Source organism: Citrobacter sp. wls711 (assembly GCF_005281055.1).
GTDB classification, from domain to species: domain Bacteria; phylum Pseudomonadota; class Gammaproteobacteria; order Enterobacterales; family Enterobacteriaceae; genus Citrobacter; species Citrobacter gillenii.
The window spans coordinates 180,159-196,844 of record NZ_SZXC01000079.1 but is presented as its reverse complement, the minus strand read 5'-3'; the positions used below and the strand labels follow the sequence as shown (position 1 = coordinate 196,844).

At 52.4% G+C, this 16,686-nt stretch carries 14 protein-coding genes; 3 read left to right on the top strand and 11 right to left on the bottom strand.

Annotated elements, in window-relative coordinates; translation table 11 throughout:
- Positions 1–3: 3 nt before the first annotated feature.
- The gene (locus tag FDW98_RS22500; RefSeq protein WP_096759124.1) at positions 4–819 is read right to left on the bottom strand and encodes a helix-turn-helix domain-containing protein; all 816 of its coding nucleotides are present in this window, start codon (positions 817–819) and stop codon (positions 4–6) included.
- A gap of 252 nt (positions 820–1,071) precedes the next feature.
- Here FDW98_RS22500 and FDW98_RS22495 point away from each other — a divergent pair, with 252 nt between their 5' ends.
- Positions 1,072–2,472, top strand: a complete 1,401-nt coding sequence (locus tag FDW98_RS22495; RefSeq protein ID WP_096759122.1) for an MFS transporter — start codon at positions 1,072–1,074, stop codon at positions 2,470–2,472.
- A gap of 10 nt (positions 2,473–2,482) precedes the next feature.
- Positions 2,483–4,438, top strand: coding sequence for a glycoside hydrolase family 127 protein (locus FDW98_RS22490; protein WP_137398957.1), 1,956 nt, complete (start codon positions 2,483–2,485; stop codon positions 4,436–4,438).
- A 100-nt stretch (positions 4,439–4,538) separates the two neighbouring features.
- Here FDW98_RS22490 and FDW98_RS22485 read toward each other — a convergent pair whose 3' ends face one another.
- Complete coding sequence (locus FDW98_RS22485; protein WP_096759120.1) at positions 4,539–5,279, bottom strand: MipA/OmpV family protein; 741 nt, start codon at positions 5,277–5,279, stop codon at positions 4,539–4,541.
- Positions 5,280–5,400: 121 nt separating this feature from the next.
- Here FDW98_RS22485 and FDW98_RS22480 point away from each other — a divergent pair, with 121 nt between their 5' ends.
- Positions 5,401–6,354 carry a LysR family transcriptional regulator gene (locus tag FDW98_RS22480; protein ID WP_096759119.1) on the top strand — a complete coding sequence of 318 codons (954 nt, stop codon included), beginning with the start codon at positions 5,401–5,403 and terminating at the stop codon, positions 6,352–6,354.
- Between the two features lie 16 nt (positions 6,355–6,370).
- Here FDW98_RS22480 and FDW98_RS22475 read toward each other — a convergent pair whose 3' ends face one another.
- From FDW98_RS22475 to FDW98_RS22435, 9 genes are all read right to left on the bottom strand, one after another.
- A complete protein-coding gene (locus FDW98_RS22475; protein WP_096759118.1) occupies positions 6,371–7,507 on the bottom strand; it encodes an HlyD family secretion protein in 1,137 nt (378 codons plus the stop codon).
- Positions 7,508–7,512: 5 nt separating this feature from the next.
- On the bottom strand, positions 7,513–7,836 hold the full coding sequence (locus FDW98_RS22470) for a DUF3302 domain-containing protein (RefSeq protein ID WP_096759117.1): 324 nt from the start codon (positions 7,834–7,836) through the stop codon (positions 7,513–7,515).
- Between the two features lie 249 nt (positions 7,837–8,085).
- A complete protein-coding gene (gene aldB / locus FDW98_RS22465) occupies positions 8,086–9,624 on the bottom strand; it encodes an aldehyde dehydrogenase AldB (RefSeq protein WP_096759116.1) in 1,539 nt (512 codons plus the stop codon).
- Positions 9,625–9,716: 92 nt separating this feature from the next.
- Positions 9,717–10,565, bottom strand: coding sequence for an iron-containing alcohol dehydrogenase (locus tag FDW98_RS22460; RefSeq protein ID WP_096759115.1), 849 nt, complete (start codon positions 10,563–10,565; stop codon positions 9,717–9,719).
- Positions 10,566–10,755: 190 nt separating this feature from the next.
- On the bottom strand, positions 10,756–12,600 hold the full coding sequence (gene selB, locus FDW98_RS22455) for a selenocysteine-specific translation elongation factor (RefSeq protein WP_096759114.1): 1,845 nt from the start codon (positions 12,598–12,600) through the stop codon (positions 10,756–10,758).
- Entirely contained in the window at positions 12,597–13,988 is a 1,392-nt protein-coding gene (gene selA, locus FDW98_RS22450) for an L-seryl-tRNA(Sec) selenium transferase (RefSeq protein WP_096759113.1), read from the bottom strand. Before selA ends, selB begins: the two co-directional genes overlap by 4 nt.
- 97 nt (positions 13,989–14,085) lie before the next feature.
- Entirely contained in the window at positions 14,086–14,694 is a 609-nt protein-coding gene (locus FDW98_RS22445) for a glutathione S-transferase (protein WP_096759112.1), read from the bottom strand.
- A 70-nt stretch (positions 14,695–14,764) separates the two neighbouring features.
- Complete coding sequence (locus FDW98_RS22440) at positions 14,765–15,901, bottom strand: HlyD family secretion protein (RefSeq protein WP_096759111.1); 1,137 nt, start codon at positions 15,899–15,901, stop codon at positions 14,765–14,767.
- A 2-nt stretch (positions 15,902–15,903) separates the two neighbouring features.
- The gene (locus FDW98_RS22435) at positions 15,904–16,260 is read right to left on the bottom strand and encodes a DUF3302 domain-containing protein (RefSeq protein ID WP_096759110.1); all 357 of its coding nucleotides are present in this window, start codon (positions 16,258–16,260) and stop codon (positions 15,904–15,906) included.
- Positions 16,261–16,686: the final 426 nt, after the last annotated feature.

The following is a 16,686-nucleotide window of genomic DNA, read 5'->3' as shown; positions in this document are numbered from 1 at the left end:
AACCTACGCCGAATTAATATGCTCCTTGCAGTAGCGGCGCTTCCACGCCGCCGGGGTCAGGCTGGTGTGCGTACGGAAAATTTTACGAAAATACCCCACGTCGTTAAATCCACATTTAAACGCCACCTCGGTCAGCGACAGCGAATCACTGATCAACAGCTTTTCTGCCGCCCTCACCCGCTGGCGATGCAGCGCTTCGGTTAACGTCAGCCGAAAAACACCCCGGAATACACGCCCCAGATAGTCTGCATTACAATGCAGCTCTTTCGCCAGCAATGAGGCTGAAAGGGGTAAATGGAACTGCGTATGTATCATTTGCTGCGCTTTCCACGCCAGCGCATTACCGGGCGTATCGGCAGGTTGTTCGCTGGCGGCAGCGGATATTTGCTGCAAAATCAGCAACAGGATCAGCTCCAGCGCAACGCTGCGATGGATATTCTCCTGCTCACGTAAAAACTGGCGAAACAGCGAAATAATATATTGTGGCTCATTCACCCGAGTCTGTTGCGGGATCGAAAGCAGCGCTTCAGGCGGTGAAACACGCTCACCGGACTTCACTTCAAAATGCAGCCAATAAAATTTTAAATCGGGCGGAAATTGTCCCACGCCGACATGTAAACGCTGCGGCCACAGCAGCAAACTCTCTCCAGCCTGCACGCTAAAAATAGCGTTCCCTTCACGAATCGTTAATGTCCCTTTTTCGACAAAGATAATTTCCCAGGAATGAAGTTGCCGCGCCGGATGACTTCCCACGCCACGAGAAATAAACAGCCCGCCATTTTGTACTTTAATCGGAAGTGACATGGATAATTCAAGCATAACTATTCAATTTCCCGCTTTTAGCACCCTAAAAACCTGCCTTCACCTTTGATTATTCACGATAAAATAGTATCTCGTCGGATCGAAATCACACTTTTTCAATAAAGTCGGAATTGTCGTCTTTTTATACTTTTCCCTTCCCTTGTTGGCCTGTGTATTTGGTGCAGAATAAATAACGTACTTTGCAAATGACACAATAAAAGCCCGCAACGTAGCGGGGTACTTTCTGAACATCCTCTCCGGGAGTTATTTATGACTTCGGCTCCGATTACGACCAACGATTTGGCACAACGTGCACAAGACGACAAATTATCTCTGCGTGAAAAAATAGGTTACGGATTAGGCGATGCAGGCGGGACCGTTATTACCTGCCTGATCATGAACTTCCTGACTTTTTTCTATACTGATGTGTTTGGCTTAACGCCCGCACTGGTCGGCACCTTGTTTATTGCCCTGCGCGTATTTGACGCAGTTTCTGACCCGATCATGGGTGTCCTCGCCGACCGCACGCAAAGCCGCTGGGGACGCTTTCGCCCATGGCAGCTGTGGGTGGCCGTTCCCATCGGCATTATTGGCGTTCTGACCTTTACCGTCCCGGACGCCAGCATGGGGGTAAAAATCGCCTGGGCATTTGGCACCTATCTGCTGCTTTCCGTCGGCTATACCGCGATCAATGTGCCGTATTGTGCGCTGATCAACACCATGACGACGCGCCACAATGAAGTGATCGCCTGCCAGTCCTGGCGCTTTGTGCTGTGCGGTGTCGCCGGTTTTTTAGTCTCCGTCGGACTGCCGTGGATGGTGGAGATACTCGGTCAGGGCAATGCCGCGCAGGGTTATCAGTTTGGCGTGGGCATCCTGTGTGCCATCGCAGTCGTCATGTTCCTGTGCTGTTTCTTCTGGGTGCGCGAGCGGGTACCGCTGGCGATGATGGGGAAATTTACGCTACGCGAACACATCGGCGGACTGCGTAAAAATGACCAACTGCTGCTGATGCTGGTGATGTCCTTCCTGCTGATCAATGTCTTTAATATTCGTGGCGGCGGGTACATGTACTTCATTACCTACGTGCTGGAAGGCAGTACCGCTTACACCTCGCTGTTTTTCACCATGGTCACCTTCGCCTCGATTATCGGTTCGGTGGTGGTTAGCCCGCTGACGCGACGCATCGACACCGTCAAACTCTATTACTACACCAACCTGGTACTGGCGGCGCTGGCAGCGTTAATGTGGTTCCTGCCAACCGGTCCAGCGCACCAGACGTTATGGCTGGCGGTGATTCTCGGCAACGGCATTATTCTCGGCTTCACGTTGCCGCTGCACTTCTCGCTGATGGCCTTTGCTGATGATTACGGCGAATGGAAAACCGGCGTGCGTTCCTCCGGCATGAATTTCGCCTTCAACCTGTTTTTCATCAAGCTGGCCTGGGCCTCCAGTGCCGGGATCATCAGCGTGTTGTTTATTTTTGTCGCCTATCAGCCTGGCGCTGGCAACCAAACCGCCAGTTCGCTGCAAGGTATTACCGCCATGGAGACGCTGCTGCCCGCCCTGTTCCACCTACTGCTGGCGCTGTCTATCCGCCTTTGCAAACTCAATAACCCGATGATGTCGCGCATTGCTACCGATCTGCGTCAGCGTCATGTACAGCCTTAAGGAGCACGAAATGAACGCACAGGAAGTCGACCTGCATAAGCTCACGGTCAGCGATCCGTTCCTCGGACAATACCAGCAACTGGTGCGCGACGTGGTGATCCCCTATCAGTGGGATGCACTCAATGACCGCATTGCAGAAGCCGATCCTAGCCACGCTATCGAGAATTTCCGCATTGCTGCGGGCCAGCAATCCGGTGAGTTTTACGGCATGGTTTTTCAGGATAGCGACGTGGCCAAATGGCTGGAGGCCGTGGCCTGGTCGCTGTGTCAGAAACCGGATACCGAGCTGGAAAAAACCGCCGATGAGGTGATTGAACTGGTCGCCGCCGCCCAGTGCGAAGATGGCTATCTCAACACCTATTTTACGGTGAAGGCCCCTGAAGAACGCTGGACGAATCTGGCCGAATGTCATGAGCTGTACTGCGCGGGTCACATGATAGAAGCGGGTGTGGCCTTCTTTCAGGCGACAGGAAAACGCCGCTTACTGGAGGTGGTATGTCGTCTGGAAGACCATATCGACAACGTTTTTGGACCCGGTGAAAACCAGCTGCATGGCTATCCCGGACACCCGGAAATTGAGCTGGCGCTCATGCGATTGTATGAAGTCACTCAGCAAACACGGTATATGACGCTGGTAAATTATTTTGTTGAGCAGCGCGGCACACAGCCGCATTTCTACGATGAAGAGTACGAAAAACGCGGTCGCACCTCCTACTGGCACACCTACGGCCCGGCGTGGATGGTGAAAGACAAGCCTTACAGCCAGGCGCACCAGCCAATATCTGAACAGCAAACCGCCATCGGTCACGCCGTGCGCTTTGTCTACCTGATGACCGGAGTGGCCCACCTGGCCCGCTTAAGCCAGGACGAAGGCAAGCGCCAGGACTGCCTGCGACTGTGGAACAATATGGTCCAGCGCCAGTTGTACATTACCGGCGGGATCGGCTCGCAAAGCAGCGGCGAGGCGTTTAGCAGCGACTACGATCTGCCCAACGACTCTGTGTATGCAGAAAGCTGCGCCTCTATTGGTCTGATGATGTTCGCCCGCCGGATGCTGGAGATGGAGGCCGACAGTCAGTACGCCGACGTGATGGAACGCGCGCTGTATAACACCGTACTGGGTGGTATGGCGCTTGACGGAAAACACTTTTTCTACGTTAACCCGCTGGAAGTGCATCCTAAATCTCTAAAATTTAACCATATTTATGACCACGTGAAGCCCATTCGCCAGCGCTGGTTTGGCTGCGCCTGCTGCCCACCGAATATCGCGCGCGTGTTAACGTCGATTGGCCATTACCTCTACACGCCGCGCCAGGACGCGCTGTATATCAATATGTATGTGGGCAACAGCATGGAAATACCCGTTGAAAACGGGACGCTGAAACTCCGCATTAGCGGAGATTATCCGTGGCATGAGCAGGTTAATATCACCATTGATTCCGTGCAGCCAGTACACTACACCCTGGCACTACGCCTGCCGGACTGGTGCTCCGCGCCGCAGGTAATGCTGAACGGTCTGCCGGTCGAGCAGGATGTTCGCAAAGGCTATTTGCATATAACCCGCACCTGGCAAGAAGGGGATACGCTGAGCCTGACGCTCCCGATGCCGGTGCGTCGGGTATACGGCAATCCGCTGGTTCGCCATGTTGCCGGTAAGGTTGCCATTCAACGTGGACCGTTAGTCTATTGTCTGGAGCAGGCGGATAACGGCGAGGAATTGCATAACCTGTGGCTGCCAAAAGAGAGTGAATTCAGGGTCTTTGAGGGGAAAGGGCTATTCAGCCATAAAATGCTGATTCAAACGGAAGGGGTGAAGCAAAGCGCTGATGATGTCACGCAGCAATCGTTGTGGCACTACGATGTCTCCCCCGCTTCCCGGCAAACGCATACGCTGACGTTTATTCCGTGGTTTAGCTGGGCGAACCGTGGTGAAGGTGAAATGCGGATTTGGGTCAACGAGCAGTAATTAAACCCGTGCCGGATGATGACGCTTCGCGTCTTATCCGGCCTACAACACCCATCCACGTAGGCCGGATAAGCAAAGCGCCATCAGGCATTTATTTAAATCAGAAACGCCAGCTCACCCCTGACAGGAAAGTGAAGCTGTCATCGCGATCAACCATTGGGCTATCCTTAATATCATCTGGCAGCACGCTATAGTTGGCGCTGGCCAACAGTGTCAGGTTAGCGGTTAACGCATATTTTGCGGACAGACCGGCATACGGTGTCCAGCTATCGCCTGGGGAATAGCTGGATAACCCGCTACGGCGAGACTCATTGCCTGAGATGCCGTAGTAATATTCGTTGAATTTTTCATCGTAGTAGAGCACACCAATGGACGGCGTCAGGGTCAGCTTGCCCATCGGCATTGGACGGAACAGAGAAACTTCGCCAGCCCAACCGCTGCTGTTGTCCATTACATCCGCTGCGGCAGAGACTTTCACGCTGCCCCATTTCTCATGGTGATACCATGCGGCCCCCGCCATTGCGGTTGCGTCACGCTTGTCGAGCTGCTTCATCGCATGATCGTCGTTATCGCCTGGGTCAAACTCAAGCGGCATCCACGAAGCAGTAATGCTAAATTCATTACTTTCACTCTTCGACAGAATATAACCTAGCGTTGTTTGCCTAAAATAAAATGATTCGCCTTCATAACTGATAAGCGGTACTGCATGGACATTTTCATTGTATCCACGATAAGGAGATTCGTTATATACAGCCCCACCGCCAAGAGAAAATTCTGCAGCTGATGCACTTGCCATAAAAGACAAAGCAACTAGCGCCGCAATATTGCGTTTAATTAACATGCCAACTTTCCATTTTAAAATAAGCTACAAAGCAGGCGCATAATAATGCTTACAATTTCATCAGTGCAAGACGCATATTTATATAGTAATATATAAAATCATATATATATTGGATTCAGCGATGAACAAATTACAACTCAAACACCGGGAACTGAAAATTATTTCGGTCATTGCTGCCAGTGAAAACATCAGCCATGCTGCAACCGTACTCGGCATTGCGCAGGCCAACGTCAGCAAATATCTTGCTGATTTTGAATCAAAAGTTGGATTAAAGGTGTTTGACAGAACCACCCGACAACTTACCCTGACGCCCTTTGGCACCGCGTTGCTACCCTACATCAATGACATGTTAGACAGAAACGATCAGCTGAACAATTTTATTGCCGATTATAAGCATGAAAAACGTGGCCGGGTCACGGTATATGCACCGACGGGAATTATTGCTTACTTATCGCAACATGTTATTGCAAAAATTCAGAATATTGGTGGAATTAGCCTCTCGCTGAAAACCTATAACCTGGAACGTAAAGCATTTTATGAAGGGGTCGAATTCCCTGATGATTGTGATGTTTTAATTTCCTACGCACATCCCAAAGATGAAACACTGGTTGCCAGTTTCATTACTAAATATGCGGTTACGGCTTTTGCCAGCCAGGGATATCTCGATAAACACCCCATCAGTAGCCCTGAAGAACTGGAGCAACATTCCTGTATTTTGATTGATTCAATGATGATTGATGACGCCAATATTTGGCGATTCAATTCAGCCGGTGGCAAGGAGATGCATGACTATCGGGTGACAGGAAATTACGTCTGCGATAATACGCAATCCGCGCTGGCGCTGGCACGTAATCACCTGGGCATTGTTTTTGCGCCCAATGAAAGCGTTCTGCGCGATGTTGAAGCCGGGGCGCTGGTTCCGTGCTTCTCTGAACAGCACGAGTGGTGGCTGGATCTGGTCGCGATTTTCCGTAAGCGTGAATACCAACCCTGGCGAGTGCAGTTTATTCTGGATGAGATGTTGGCGGAGATTCGCGAGCAGCTTACTCAGGTGCTACAACAGCCACCTGAGTAAGTAAAATAGTCTGCACCTAGTGGTCGAGATACAGGTAATGCACCCAACTGGTCATGCGTAACAGGACCTTACGCATCACTGATACATGGGCGAAATGGTCCGAATACACCGCGACCTGAGCGTAAATACCATCAGGCAACGCGTTGACGTCCACATTCTCATTCAGTTCAATCGTGGCGATCACCCCTTCCGAACCCGGCGTGGAGTTTAAGGATTGCAACGCGCCGTTCGACTGATACGTACCACCCGGAACCGCCGGGCTAATCGCGGCCAGTTTTCCGCTATAAACTTTCCCCGGTAGCGCGTTAAATACCACTTCAGCTTCGTCACCTGGCTCCAGTCGCAGAAGTGAGTTTTGGCGGAACTGGGCAATAATCTGTCGTTTTTGATCCGGGATAAACACCATCACCGGACGCATCGGCAGCGCAGCGGCATAGGTGCCCGGTCGAATCAGCACCTGGGTAACATAGCCATCGCTGGGCGCACGAACTACGGTTTGATCGAGGTTAAATTCTGCTTCCGCCAGTTGGGCTTTCAGGCTGGCAATTTGTGAATGCTCCCCCATCACCATGCTGTCTAACTGGCTCTGTATTTGCTGTTGCTCTGCGAGGGACGATTTTACCGACGCTTCCTGCGCCAGATAGTTTTGCCGTGCCGCATCGATATCGCGTTCAGAAAAAGGATTGACCTTCGCCTGGCTACCCTGCGCGTAACGCTGGTAATCTTTTGCCAACTTGTCACGCGTGGCCTTTGCCTGCTGCGTGTTCGCTTTCATTTCATCTAACTGCGCAACCAGCGCCTGCTCTTTATGCTGTGCCGTGACAATATCGGCTTTCAGGCGGTCAACCCTCGCCTGATAACGCCCTGGGTTAAGCTTAAACAGCACCTCGCCTTTTTTGATCAGCGTGTTTTTCTTATCCGTGACTTCTGTTACCACCCCGGTCACCTGCGGCACGACGGGAATAGAAATAACCGCCTTTTGCGCCTTAAATGTATACGGATGGTTATAGTTCATCAGTAATATAAGCCCGCAAACAATAAAAATACCGCCCAGTGCTGCAGTCGGTACTGTCCATTTATTTACAGGAATTTTAAAAATTTTAAATACAGACCATGCACAAGCCACATAGGTCAAAACGATCAGTAAATCCATCGATATTACTCCGCCGGGGAGGTCTTAACCTCGGCCAGTTTCTTTTCCAGATCGGCTACCCGCTCCTGAAGTTGAATCAGGGAAGAATCAGCGTTTTGCATGCCCCAACCGCGCTCCGGGCGGTAAAGCGTTGCCCAAATCCATAAAAAGGGCCAAATAACATGCAGCGTAAACAGACTTACCCATCCCGCAACATGGATAGCGTCGGCATGAGGATGGTTACGTTTTTTTGCAATTAGATAGGGAATATCATGCAGAATAATAACCCCATAAAAAATGACCAGGAATACAAAAATAAGCACTCCTAATGCAAAATAATCAAGAAACATATTTGCCTCAGGGATTAAAAATAAAGAATTTGTATGCTATTAGTTTTAAATAATAGATTTGAGCATAATAGTGGAATGACCAGATTGGATGCAATTGCCTTATTTATATAACGCTATATGGGTTTATATATACCCATCGTCTTTTGAGCTGCTTCTGTTCGCTCACCCCAGTCATTTACCTGAGTAAGCTACAGAGCAGAACTTGATGCCCGGCTCGCTATGCGATACCGGGCAATAAGTGACAGGAGATTAAAACAGCCCCAGCGGTTTATCAGAGTAGCTCACCAACAGGCACTTGGTCTGCTGGTAGTGGTTCAGCATCATCTTGTGAGTTTCCCGCCCGATGCCCGACTGTTTATAGCCGCCAAACGCCGCATGTGCCGGGTAGGCATGGTAGCAGTTGGTCCAGACGCGTCCGGCCTGAATACCACGTCCCATCTTGTAGGCCAGATTACCGTTACGGCTCCAGACGCCGGCACCCAGTCCGTATTGGGTATCGTTGGCAATCTCCAGCGCGTCTTCCATAGTTTTAAAGGTTGTAACCGCCAGCACCGGGCCGAAGATCTCTTCCTGGAAAACGCGCATATTGTTCTTGCCGTACAGGATGGTTGGCTCGAGGTAGTAGCCCTCTTTTAACTCCCCATCCAGCTGCTTACGCCGCCCGCCGGTCAGGACATCCGCCCCTTCTTTCTTACCGATATCAATGTAGTTCAAAATGGTTTCTAACTGCCCATGCGAGACCTGCGCGCCCATTTGCGTGACGCTATCAAGCGGGTTACCGCTGCGGATACTCTCCACACGGCGAATGGCTCGCTCCATAAAACGTTCGTATATAGATTCCTGCACCAGTGCACGACTCGGGCAAGTACACACCTCGCCCTGGTTGAAGGCAAATAGCGCAAAGCCTTCCAGCGCCTTGTCGAAGAACGCATCTTCCTCATCCATAACGTCGGCAAAGAAGATATTCGGCGACTTGCCACCCAGTTCCAGCGTGACAGGGATAATATTCTGTGTGGCGTACTGCATGATCTGCTGGCCGACTTCCGTCGATCCGGTAAACGCCACTTTCGCAATGCGTTTTGATGTCGCCAGATATTCGCCGATTTCTCCGCCTGCACCGTTGACCACGTTCACCACGCCCGGTGGCAGCAAATCGCCGATAACTTCCATCAGCAGCAGCACCGACAGCGGCGTCAGACGAGCTGGCTTCAGCACCACGCAGTTACCCGCTGCCAGGGCCGGCGCCATCTTCCAGCTCGCCATCAGCAACGGGAAGTTCCACGGGATAATTTGCCCGACTACGCCGAGCGGTTCATGGAAATGATACGCCACCGTATCGCTGTCTACTTCACTGATCCCCCCTTCCTGGGCTCGAATACAGGAGGCGAAATAGCGGAAATGGTCAATGGCCAGCGGCACATCTGCCGCGCTGGTTTCGCGGATTGGCTTACCGTTATCCCAGGTTTCTGCCGTCGCCAGCAGCTCCAGGTTTTGCTCCATGCGATCGGCAATCTTGAACAGGAGCGCGGCACGATCCTGGACGGACGTATGCGCCCATTTATCTTTGACTTTGTGCGCGGCATCCAATGCCAGGTCGATGTCTTTTTTGCCGGAAGAGGCCACTTCGCACAGTAACTGCCCGGTAACCGGCGTCAGGTTCTGGTAATACTCACCGTCCACCGGTGCCACCCAATCGCCGCCGATAAAGTTATCGTATCGGGCTTTTAACTTCAGGGGATAACCATACTCGCCGGGATGAATACGCGTTGAAGGGGGGTTATTGGTCATGACCGTCTCCTTGCTGTAGGGGTACTACAAAGGTAGACGGGACTGGCGAATTATTCGCCAGTCATTTACTGCTTTACGACAGATGTCACGGTTTACATTGCCGCGCGATAGATCGCCATGATTTCCTCATGCGTCGCCTGAATCGGGTTGGTAAAACCACAGGCATCCTTCAGGGCGTTGGTCGCCAGAATAGCAAAATCTTCTTCCTTCACGTTCAGGTCGCGCGCCTGCGCGTTACTGCCCTCTTCCACGGCAACCGTCAGATTTTCAGCAATCATCGTCACCGCTTTGAGCGCACAAGCATCGGTAATCGGCGTGGCGGCAGTGGAAACATAGGCTTCAATGGCGTGGGTCAGCGCATCCATACCGGTGGCCGCCGTCAGAGACTTCGGCATACCGACCATCAGCGAGGAATCATTTACCGACAGCAGCGGGATTACGTGCTTATCAACAATCGCCATTTTAATGTGGAGTTCTTCATCAGTGATGATGCAGAAACGGGTCATTTCAGATACCGTACCCGCCATGGTGTTGATGGCAATCATCGGCAGCTGTGGTTTTGCCGAACGGTCAACGCCTTCGTAGTCACGAATGTCGCCGCCGTTAGCCGCCACCAGCGCAATACCTTTCGCACAGTCGTGTGGTGAGCCGCCGCCCAGAGAAATAACGCTATCACACTGGTGTTCTTGCAGAAGTTTCAGGCCAGCCGCAACGTTGCTGGTAGTTGGGTTAGGATGCGTACCATCAAAAATAACACTGAAAATATCACGTTCCTGTAAGGCTTTTTGAATATCATTCGCCATGCCTAATTTTATTAGCATGGCATCAGTCACAATTAATGTACGGCGAAATCCATATTCCGCCATTATATTCATTGCATCCTTTAATGAATCAGCGCCAATTACATTCACGGAAGGAATAAAAAATGTTGAAGCAGCCATTGTACAATCTTTAATTACCCTAAAGAGGTAGGCAGCATACGTGTGAAAATTCCATCAAAATATGATCGTGGTTGTTATTTTAATAACACCAGAAATTAAAAAAGCACATTAAGATTTAAAATCTAATGTGCTTATATAAATCAACTGCTACTTTGTATTAATTCATATTTTATATGAATTAATTGTTTCATTACTTTTCGGGAAATAGTAATGCATCACGTAATAAATGATCATTTCCCCGGCGACGGGTAAACCCAATACGGTCAAAATATTCCAGAATTTGGATAGCGAGTTTACGTCCCACATTCAGCCTGTCGCGGAAATCAGCGGCGCAAGTTGATCCTCTTTCCAGATCCAGTTCGCGGATCATATTGGCAAAAGCCACGATGCGATCGTTACGATAATAGCGATCTTTGACGATCGCGGTAATGATGCCCTGCTGCGCCGCCTGCCGTAGCGCCAGACGCATGGCCTGTTCATCAGTGCCCGTTTCTTTCGCAAGGTCCCGCACCCACCACGGTTCATCGCCGAAGAGAGGCTCAACTTTTTGCCAGATGGCCTGCTGCTCATCGCTAAAGCCGGCTTTATGGTCCGGTAAATGCAGCCAGCCATGGTGGCTATGGATAACGCCGCTATCGCGCATTTTTTCGATCAGCAGCAGGACCAGCGCTTCGTCTTCCATCGGCAGCGCCATGCGCCGCAGACGCTCACGCCCCGGTCCCGGCTCATCGCGATGCTGCTCGTGGTACGTCGCCAGCGTATCCAAAATTTTACGCTGCCAGCGGGCGGCAACAGAGGCATTCAACAGGCTATATCCAGCCTGAATAAAACCATGTTGCTCAATCAACGGGCGCATACCGTCGCCGTTAAGCTGGCGCGCCCATGCGAAATCGGGGATGTTCACCGCGCCACGCGTCAGATGCACTGCCAGCGCGTCGCCGTTATTCTGTGCGTTTTCCAGCGCCGATAGCCACTGCAGATACTCCGGTTTACGCTTGCCACGACGCGGCGGGTTGAGCGTCACCACGCGCGCACCCGCAAGCGTCGTGCGGGCAGAAATATCGCGTAGCACCAGTCTGTCGTTATCGGCCAGCCACAGCGGCGTATCAAACACCATCTCCGCCAGCGTCCCTTCGAGCAGGGAAATACGCCCGGTCACGTGGCTGGCTGCGTGGTGAATATGCAGCGGTTGCCACTGTGTCAGCGGGGCGGCGTGCTCTAAAGAGACAATGACGCGGGTCAAGGCATCCGGCGGTGCATCGGACAACAGCCAGTCACCGCGGGTGAGCTGTTCTTTCTCCGCATCGCCAGCAATATTCAGGGCAATACGCTGCCCGGCATGAGCGTACTCAGTGGCCTGGTTTTGCGCATGCAGACTACGCACGCGCATCGGTTTATTGACCCCAGTCAGCCACAGCGTGTCGCCAACGTTCACTTCACCACTGAGCGCCGTGCCGGTAACCACCAGGCCCGCTCCCTTTACCGTAAAGGCGCGGTCAATTGCCAGCCGGAAGGTGTGATTGCGGGCCAGCTCTCGCGCAGGCAACTGCAGCAGATGCTCACGTAATGCATCAATACCCAGCCCTTCACTGGCAGCGGTCACGAAAAGTGTCGCCCCGGCAAAACCAAAGTTCGCCAGCGTTGACTGCACCTCTGCACGCACGTCGTCAATACGCGCGTCATCCACGCGATCGGCTTTGGTCAGCGCCACGGTGAGCTGCGGATTGCCCGTCAGTTGCAGGATCTGCAAATGCTCCCGCGTTTGCGCCATCACGCCATCATCACAGGCCACCACTAACAGCGCGTGATCGATGCCGCCGACGCCCGCCAGCATGTTGGACAGAAACTTTTCATGTCCGGGAACGTCGATAAACCCCAGCACGCGGCCATCCGGCTGCGGCCAGTAGGCATAGCCCAAATCGATGGTCATGCCACGTTTTTTTTCTTCCGGCAGACGATCGGCATTCACACCGGTAATCGCCTGTAATAACGTGGTTTTTCCGTGGTCAACGTGTCCGGCTGTTGCAATAATCATTTCAGCATCATCTCCATAAACCGGGTCTCGTCTTCAAGACAGCGCAGATCCAGCCATAAGCGGCCATCATAAATTCGCCCAATGACCGGCACCGGTAGCGCGCGCCAGCGGGCAGCCAGGGCCTCAAGGCGGCTACCGCGCCCGTCATGCGGGGTAAAGGTTAATGCCGCGCTGGGCAGTCTATCAACCGGTAGCGAACCACTGCCAATCTGCGACAGACAGGGCATCACGTTCAGTGCAAACTCGCCGCCATAATGTTGTTCGAGCTGTGCCTGTAAGCGCTGGGCCTGTTCGCGGATCGCCTCTTCCTTACGAGTGAGCAAGCGCAGCGTGGGTAATTTTTCCGCCAGTGCTTCCGGGTGTAAATAGAGCCGCAGCGTGGCTTCCAGTGCCGCCAGGGTCATTTTATCGGCCCGCAGCGCACGTTTCAGCGGATGGCGCTGCAGCCGGGCAATCATCTCTTTCTTACCGACGATAATTCCGGCCTGCGGCCCGCCCAGCAGCTTGTCGCCCGAGAAGCTGACCAGGCTAACACCCGCGGCAATCAACTGCTGCGGCATCGGCTCCTTGGGTAAACCGTACAGGCTGAGATCCACCAGCGAGCCGCTGCCCAGATCCGTCACCACCGGAACATCCAGCTCATGACCGATCGCCGCCAGCTCGGCTTCATCCACCGTTTTGGTAAAGCCTTCAATGCTGTAATTGCTGGTATGCACTTTCATCAACAGACCGGTATTTTCATTCACTGCCTGACGATAATCGCTGGCGTGCGTCCGGTTAGTGGTACCGACCTCATGGAGAACGCACCCGGCCTGGCGCATCACGTCCGGAATACGAAACGCGCCGCCAATTTCCACCAGCTCACCGCGTGAAACCACCACCTCTTTGCCATTAGCAGTTGCAGCCAACATCAGCAGCACCGCTGCCGCATTGTTATTGACGATACAGGCGTCTTCGGCTCCCGTAATGCGACACAACAGGTCCGCCAGCGCACGATCGCGATGCCCGCGACCAGCGCCGTCGAGGTCATATTCCAGCGTCACCGGCGCGTGCATCACCTGCATCACCGCCTCAATCGCTTCTTGCGCCTGCAACGCACGGCCAAGGTTGGTGTGCAGCACCGTACCCGTCAGGTTGAGAACCGGACGCAGCGCGCTGTGCGACTCGCGTTCCAGCCGGGCGCTGGCTTCTTGCGCCCAGTTGTCACTCCACGCCGGGAGCGCCTGCGCGTCGCGAATCGTTTCCCTGGCTTCGTCGAGCATATGGCGAAGCAGCTCCACCACCCGGGTATGGCCGTGAGACTCACGTAAGGCAAGAAAGGCGCTGTCGCGCAATAAACGATCGATCGCAGGAAGCTGGCTGTAGAGTGAACGCATGTCGGTTGTCATGAAAGGGCCTGGCTGTTGGTGGCCCTCTCCGCCGGGGAGAGGGATAGCAATATGGGGGGATTGTATCGTGACTTTGCTCAGGCGAGTATAACGTGTATCAAGCCTTTGGCGGTTCTGTGCGGGCAAAACTTTCACGCTGAAAGAGCGTTTCCACCAGTTTGACCAGTCGCGGTCGGTCAACACACCAGCCGGGTGCGACGCGGCGGAAATTGAGATAACCCACGGCGCAGGCGATGGCGATGGTGGCCAGATTCACCGTGTCCGTTTTCAGGGTACCGTCTGCCAGATAGCCTTCCAGCACATCCAGGCTGCGGGTAATTTTCTCACGCTGGCGCAGCAGTTCGATTTCTGATTGCTGTGCGGCTGGCCGGGCCTGTTCACGTACGGAGACAAGTCCAGCATCCATAATACCGTCCGCCAGCGCTTCAATCTGACGCACCTTCAGCGCCGCCAGCGGATCGCGCGGTAACATGGCTGGCGCAATATCCAGTAGCTCAATGTATTCGGCGATGATGGGTGAATCGAACCAGTACTCGCCCTCATCGGTGACCAGCGCGGGCACTTTTCCTAACGGGTTGTAGCGCGCCACGCCGTTTTCGGCGTTGTAGGGGAGTTCATTAACGAATTCGAAGGTAATGCCCTTTTCCAGCAACAGAATAGAGATTTTTCGCACAAAAGGGCTGGTGTAGCTACCAATGAGTTTCATGCCGTGTCCTTTTTGCCAACAAAAATATCAGTATGGCTCAGGCCACGGCAAATGGCAGGTGACGACGGTCTCAATGATCTAAATAAAGGTAATGCATCCAGCTGGTCATACGCAGCAGTACTTTACGCATCACCGACACGTGGGCGAAATGGTCGGAGTAAACCGCCACCTGGGCATAAATGCCGTCCGGCAAGGCGTCAACTTCGGCATTCGGCTCCAGTTCGATCGTTGCCAGCACGCCATCGGTACCCGGCACCACCGTTAAGGACTGCAATGCACCCTGAGCCTGATAAGAACCTCCCGGCACAACCGGCAGAATGCTGGTCAATTTACCGGAGAAAACCTGGCCTGGTAGCGCATTAAACACCACTTCCGCTTCATCGCCCGGTTCAAGACGCAGCAATGAGTTCTGGCGGAACTGGGCCACAATCTGGCGTTTCTGTTCCGGAATAAAGACCATCACCGGTCGCAGAGGCAGCGCAGCAGCATAGGTCCCCGGACGGATCAGCACCTGCGTGATATAGCCATTACTTGGCGCACGCACGACGGTCTGATCCAGATTGTATTTGGCTTCAGCAAGCTGAGCACGCAGAGAGGCAACCTGCGACTGCTCACCGTTAACCATGCTGTCTAACTGACTTTGGATCTGGGTTTGTTCCGCAACGGAGCCTTTCACCAGCGCATCTTGTGCCAGGTAGTTTTGGCGGGCGTTGTCGATATCGCTTTCAGAAAACGGGTTAACCTTCGCCTGGCTGCCTTTCAGGTAGCGTTGATAATCTTTATACAGACGATCGCGCTCGGCAGACACTCGCGTGGTGTTGGCGACTGCTTCCGAAAGTTGCGCTTTTAAATTATCGATATTGTGCGTTGCGGTAACCAGGTCGGCCTGCAGCCTGTCGACGCGCGCCTGGTAGCGGCCTGGATCGAGTCTGAACAACACCTCGCCTTTTTTAATCAGCTGATTATTTTTATCGGTAACCTCACTCACAATCCCCGTAACCTGCGGCGTAATTGGAATGGAGATCACCGCTTTTTGCGCAGTGTAGGTATACGGGTGGTTATAGTTCATTAATAAAATGAGGCCCGCAACAATAAACACGCCACCTAAAGCTGCGGTAGCAAGCGTCCATTGGTTTACCGGGATACGGAATATTTTGAAGATGGTCCAGGCAAATGCCACGTAGGTCAAAACAATCAACAGATCCATGATCAGCGCTCCAGCGTGTTCTTATCAGCGGCGGGTTGCACCGCAGCCAGTTTTTGTTCCAGATCGGCTACGCGTTGCGCAAGGGCGTCAATATCAGGGTTGCCCGTCGTTGGCTGAATGTGATTTTGCATTCCCCAGCCGCGTTCGGGTTGGTAGAGCGTGGCCCAAATCCACAGGAACGGCCAAATAGCATGGAGCGTAAACAAGCTAATCCAGCCCGCCGTATGAATTGCATCGGCATGAGGATGGTTACGCTTTTTAGCCATGTTGTAGGGAATATCATGGATGGCGATGATTCCGTAAAACAGAACCAGAAAAACGAAAATAAGCACGCCCAACGCGAAATAATTTAGAAACATACCTGCCTCGAATTCACACTAATTAGAGTTTTTTTGTGCTGGCAGCCGTATGTACCCTGGCTGATGTCTTGAACATAACTGGAGTTAGCGTTTTTTGCCATACCACAAAAAAAATATATTTTCTGGGTAAAAATTGCTTTATTTCCCATAGAAAATGCGCGAGGGGAGAATCTGCTACAGATCACATTGGGGAAAAATCAGATGAAAATATCTTGTGACTCAGATCACAAAGACTCAACAAACACGCCAACATAAAACGTGAGCCAATTCACATTTTTTTGCCTTTTTGGGTGAATTCTAACCGTGAGGTGTTTTTTTGTACTGGCATTTTGTGATGAATATCACATTAACTACCGCCATACACCCTATATTTACGTGACGAATATCACATAAAAAGGCGTCGACTGGACAGTTGAACGATTCAGT

What these genes read in the sequence shown, in the direction of transcription:
- FDW98_RS22500 (WP_096759124.1), bottom strand. Translation starts at nt 819, where the DNA reads ATGCTTGAATTATCCATGTCACTTCCGATTAAAGTACAAAATGGCGGG.
- aldB (WP_096759116.1), bottom strand. Translation starts at nt 9,624, where the DNA reads ATGACCAATAACCCCCCTTCAACGCGTATTCATCCCGGCGAGTATGGT.
- FDW98_RS22445 (WP_096759112.1), bottom strand. Translation starts at nt 14,694, where the DNA reads ATGAAACTCATTGGTAGCTACACCAGCCCTTTTGTGCGAAAAATCTCT.
- FDW98_RS22485 (WP_096759120.1), bottom strand. Translation starts at nt 5,279, where the DNA reads ATGTTAATTAAACGCAATATTGCGGCGCTAGTTGCTTTGTCTTTTATG.
- FDW98_RS22475 (WP_096759118.1), bottom strand. Translation starts at nt 7,507, where the DNA reads ATGGATTTACTGATCGTTTTGACCTATGTGGCTTGTGCATGGTCTGTA.
- FDW98_RS22435 (WP_096759110.1), bottom strand. Translation starts at nt 16,260, where the DNA reads ATGTTTCTAAATTATTTCGCGTTGGGCGTGCTTATTTTCGTTTTTCTG.
- FDW98_RS22460 (WP_096759115.1), bottom strand. Translation starts at nt 10,565, where the DNA reads ATGGCTGCTTCAACATTTTTTATTCCTTCCGTGAATGTAATTGGCGCT.
- FDW98_RS22480 (WP_096759119.1), top strand. Translation starts at nt 5,401, where the DNA reads ATGAACAAATTACAACTCAAACACCGGGAACTGAAAATTATTTCGGTC.
- FDW98_RS22495 (WP_096759122.1), top strand. Translation starts at nt 1,072, where the DNA reads ATGACTTCGGCTCCGATTACGACCAACGATTTGGCACAACGTGCACAA.
- FDW98_RS22440 (WP_096759111.1), bottom strand. Translation starts at nt 15,901, where the DNA reads ATGGATCTGTTGATTGTTTTGACCTACGTGGCATTTGCCTGGACCATC.
- FDW98_RS22470 (WP_096759117.1), bottom strand. Translation starts at nt 7,836, where the DNA reads ATGTTTCTTGATTATTTTGCATTAGGAGTGCTTATTTTTGTATTCCTG.
- selA (WP_096759113.1), bottom strand. Translation starts at nt 13,988, where the DNA reads ATGACAACCGACATGCGTTCACTCTACAGCCAGCTTCCTGCGATCGAT.
- FDW98_RS22490 (WP_137398957.1), top strand. Translation starts at nt 2,483, where the DNA reads ATGAACGCACAGGAAGTCGACCTGCATAAGCTCACGGTCAGCGATCCG.
- selB (WP_096759114.1), bottom strand. Translation starts at nt 12,600, where the DNA reads ATGATTATTGCAACAGCCGGACACGTTGACCACGGAAAAACCACGTTA.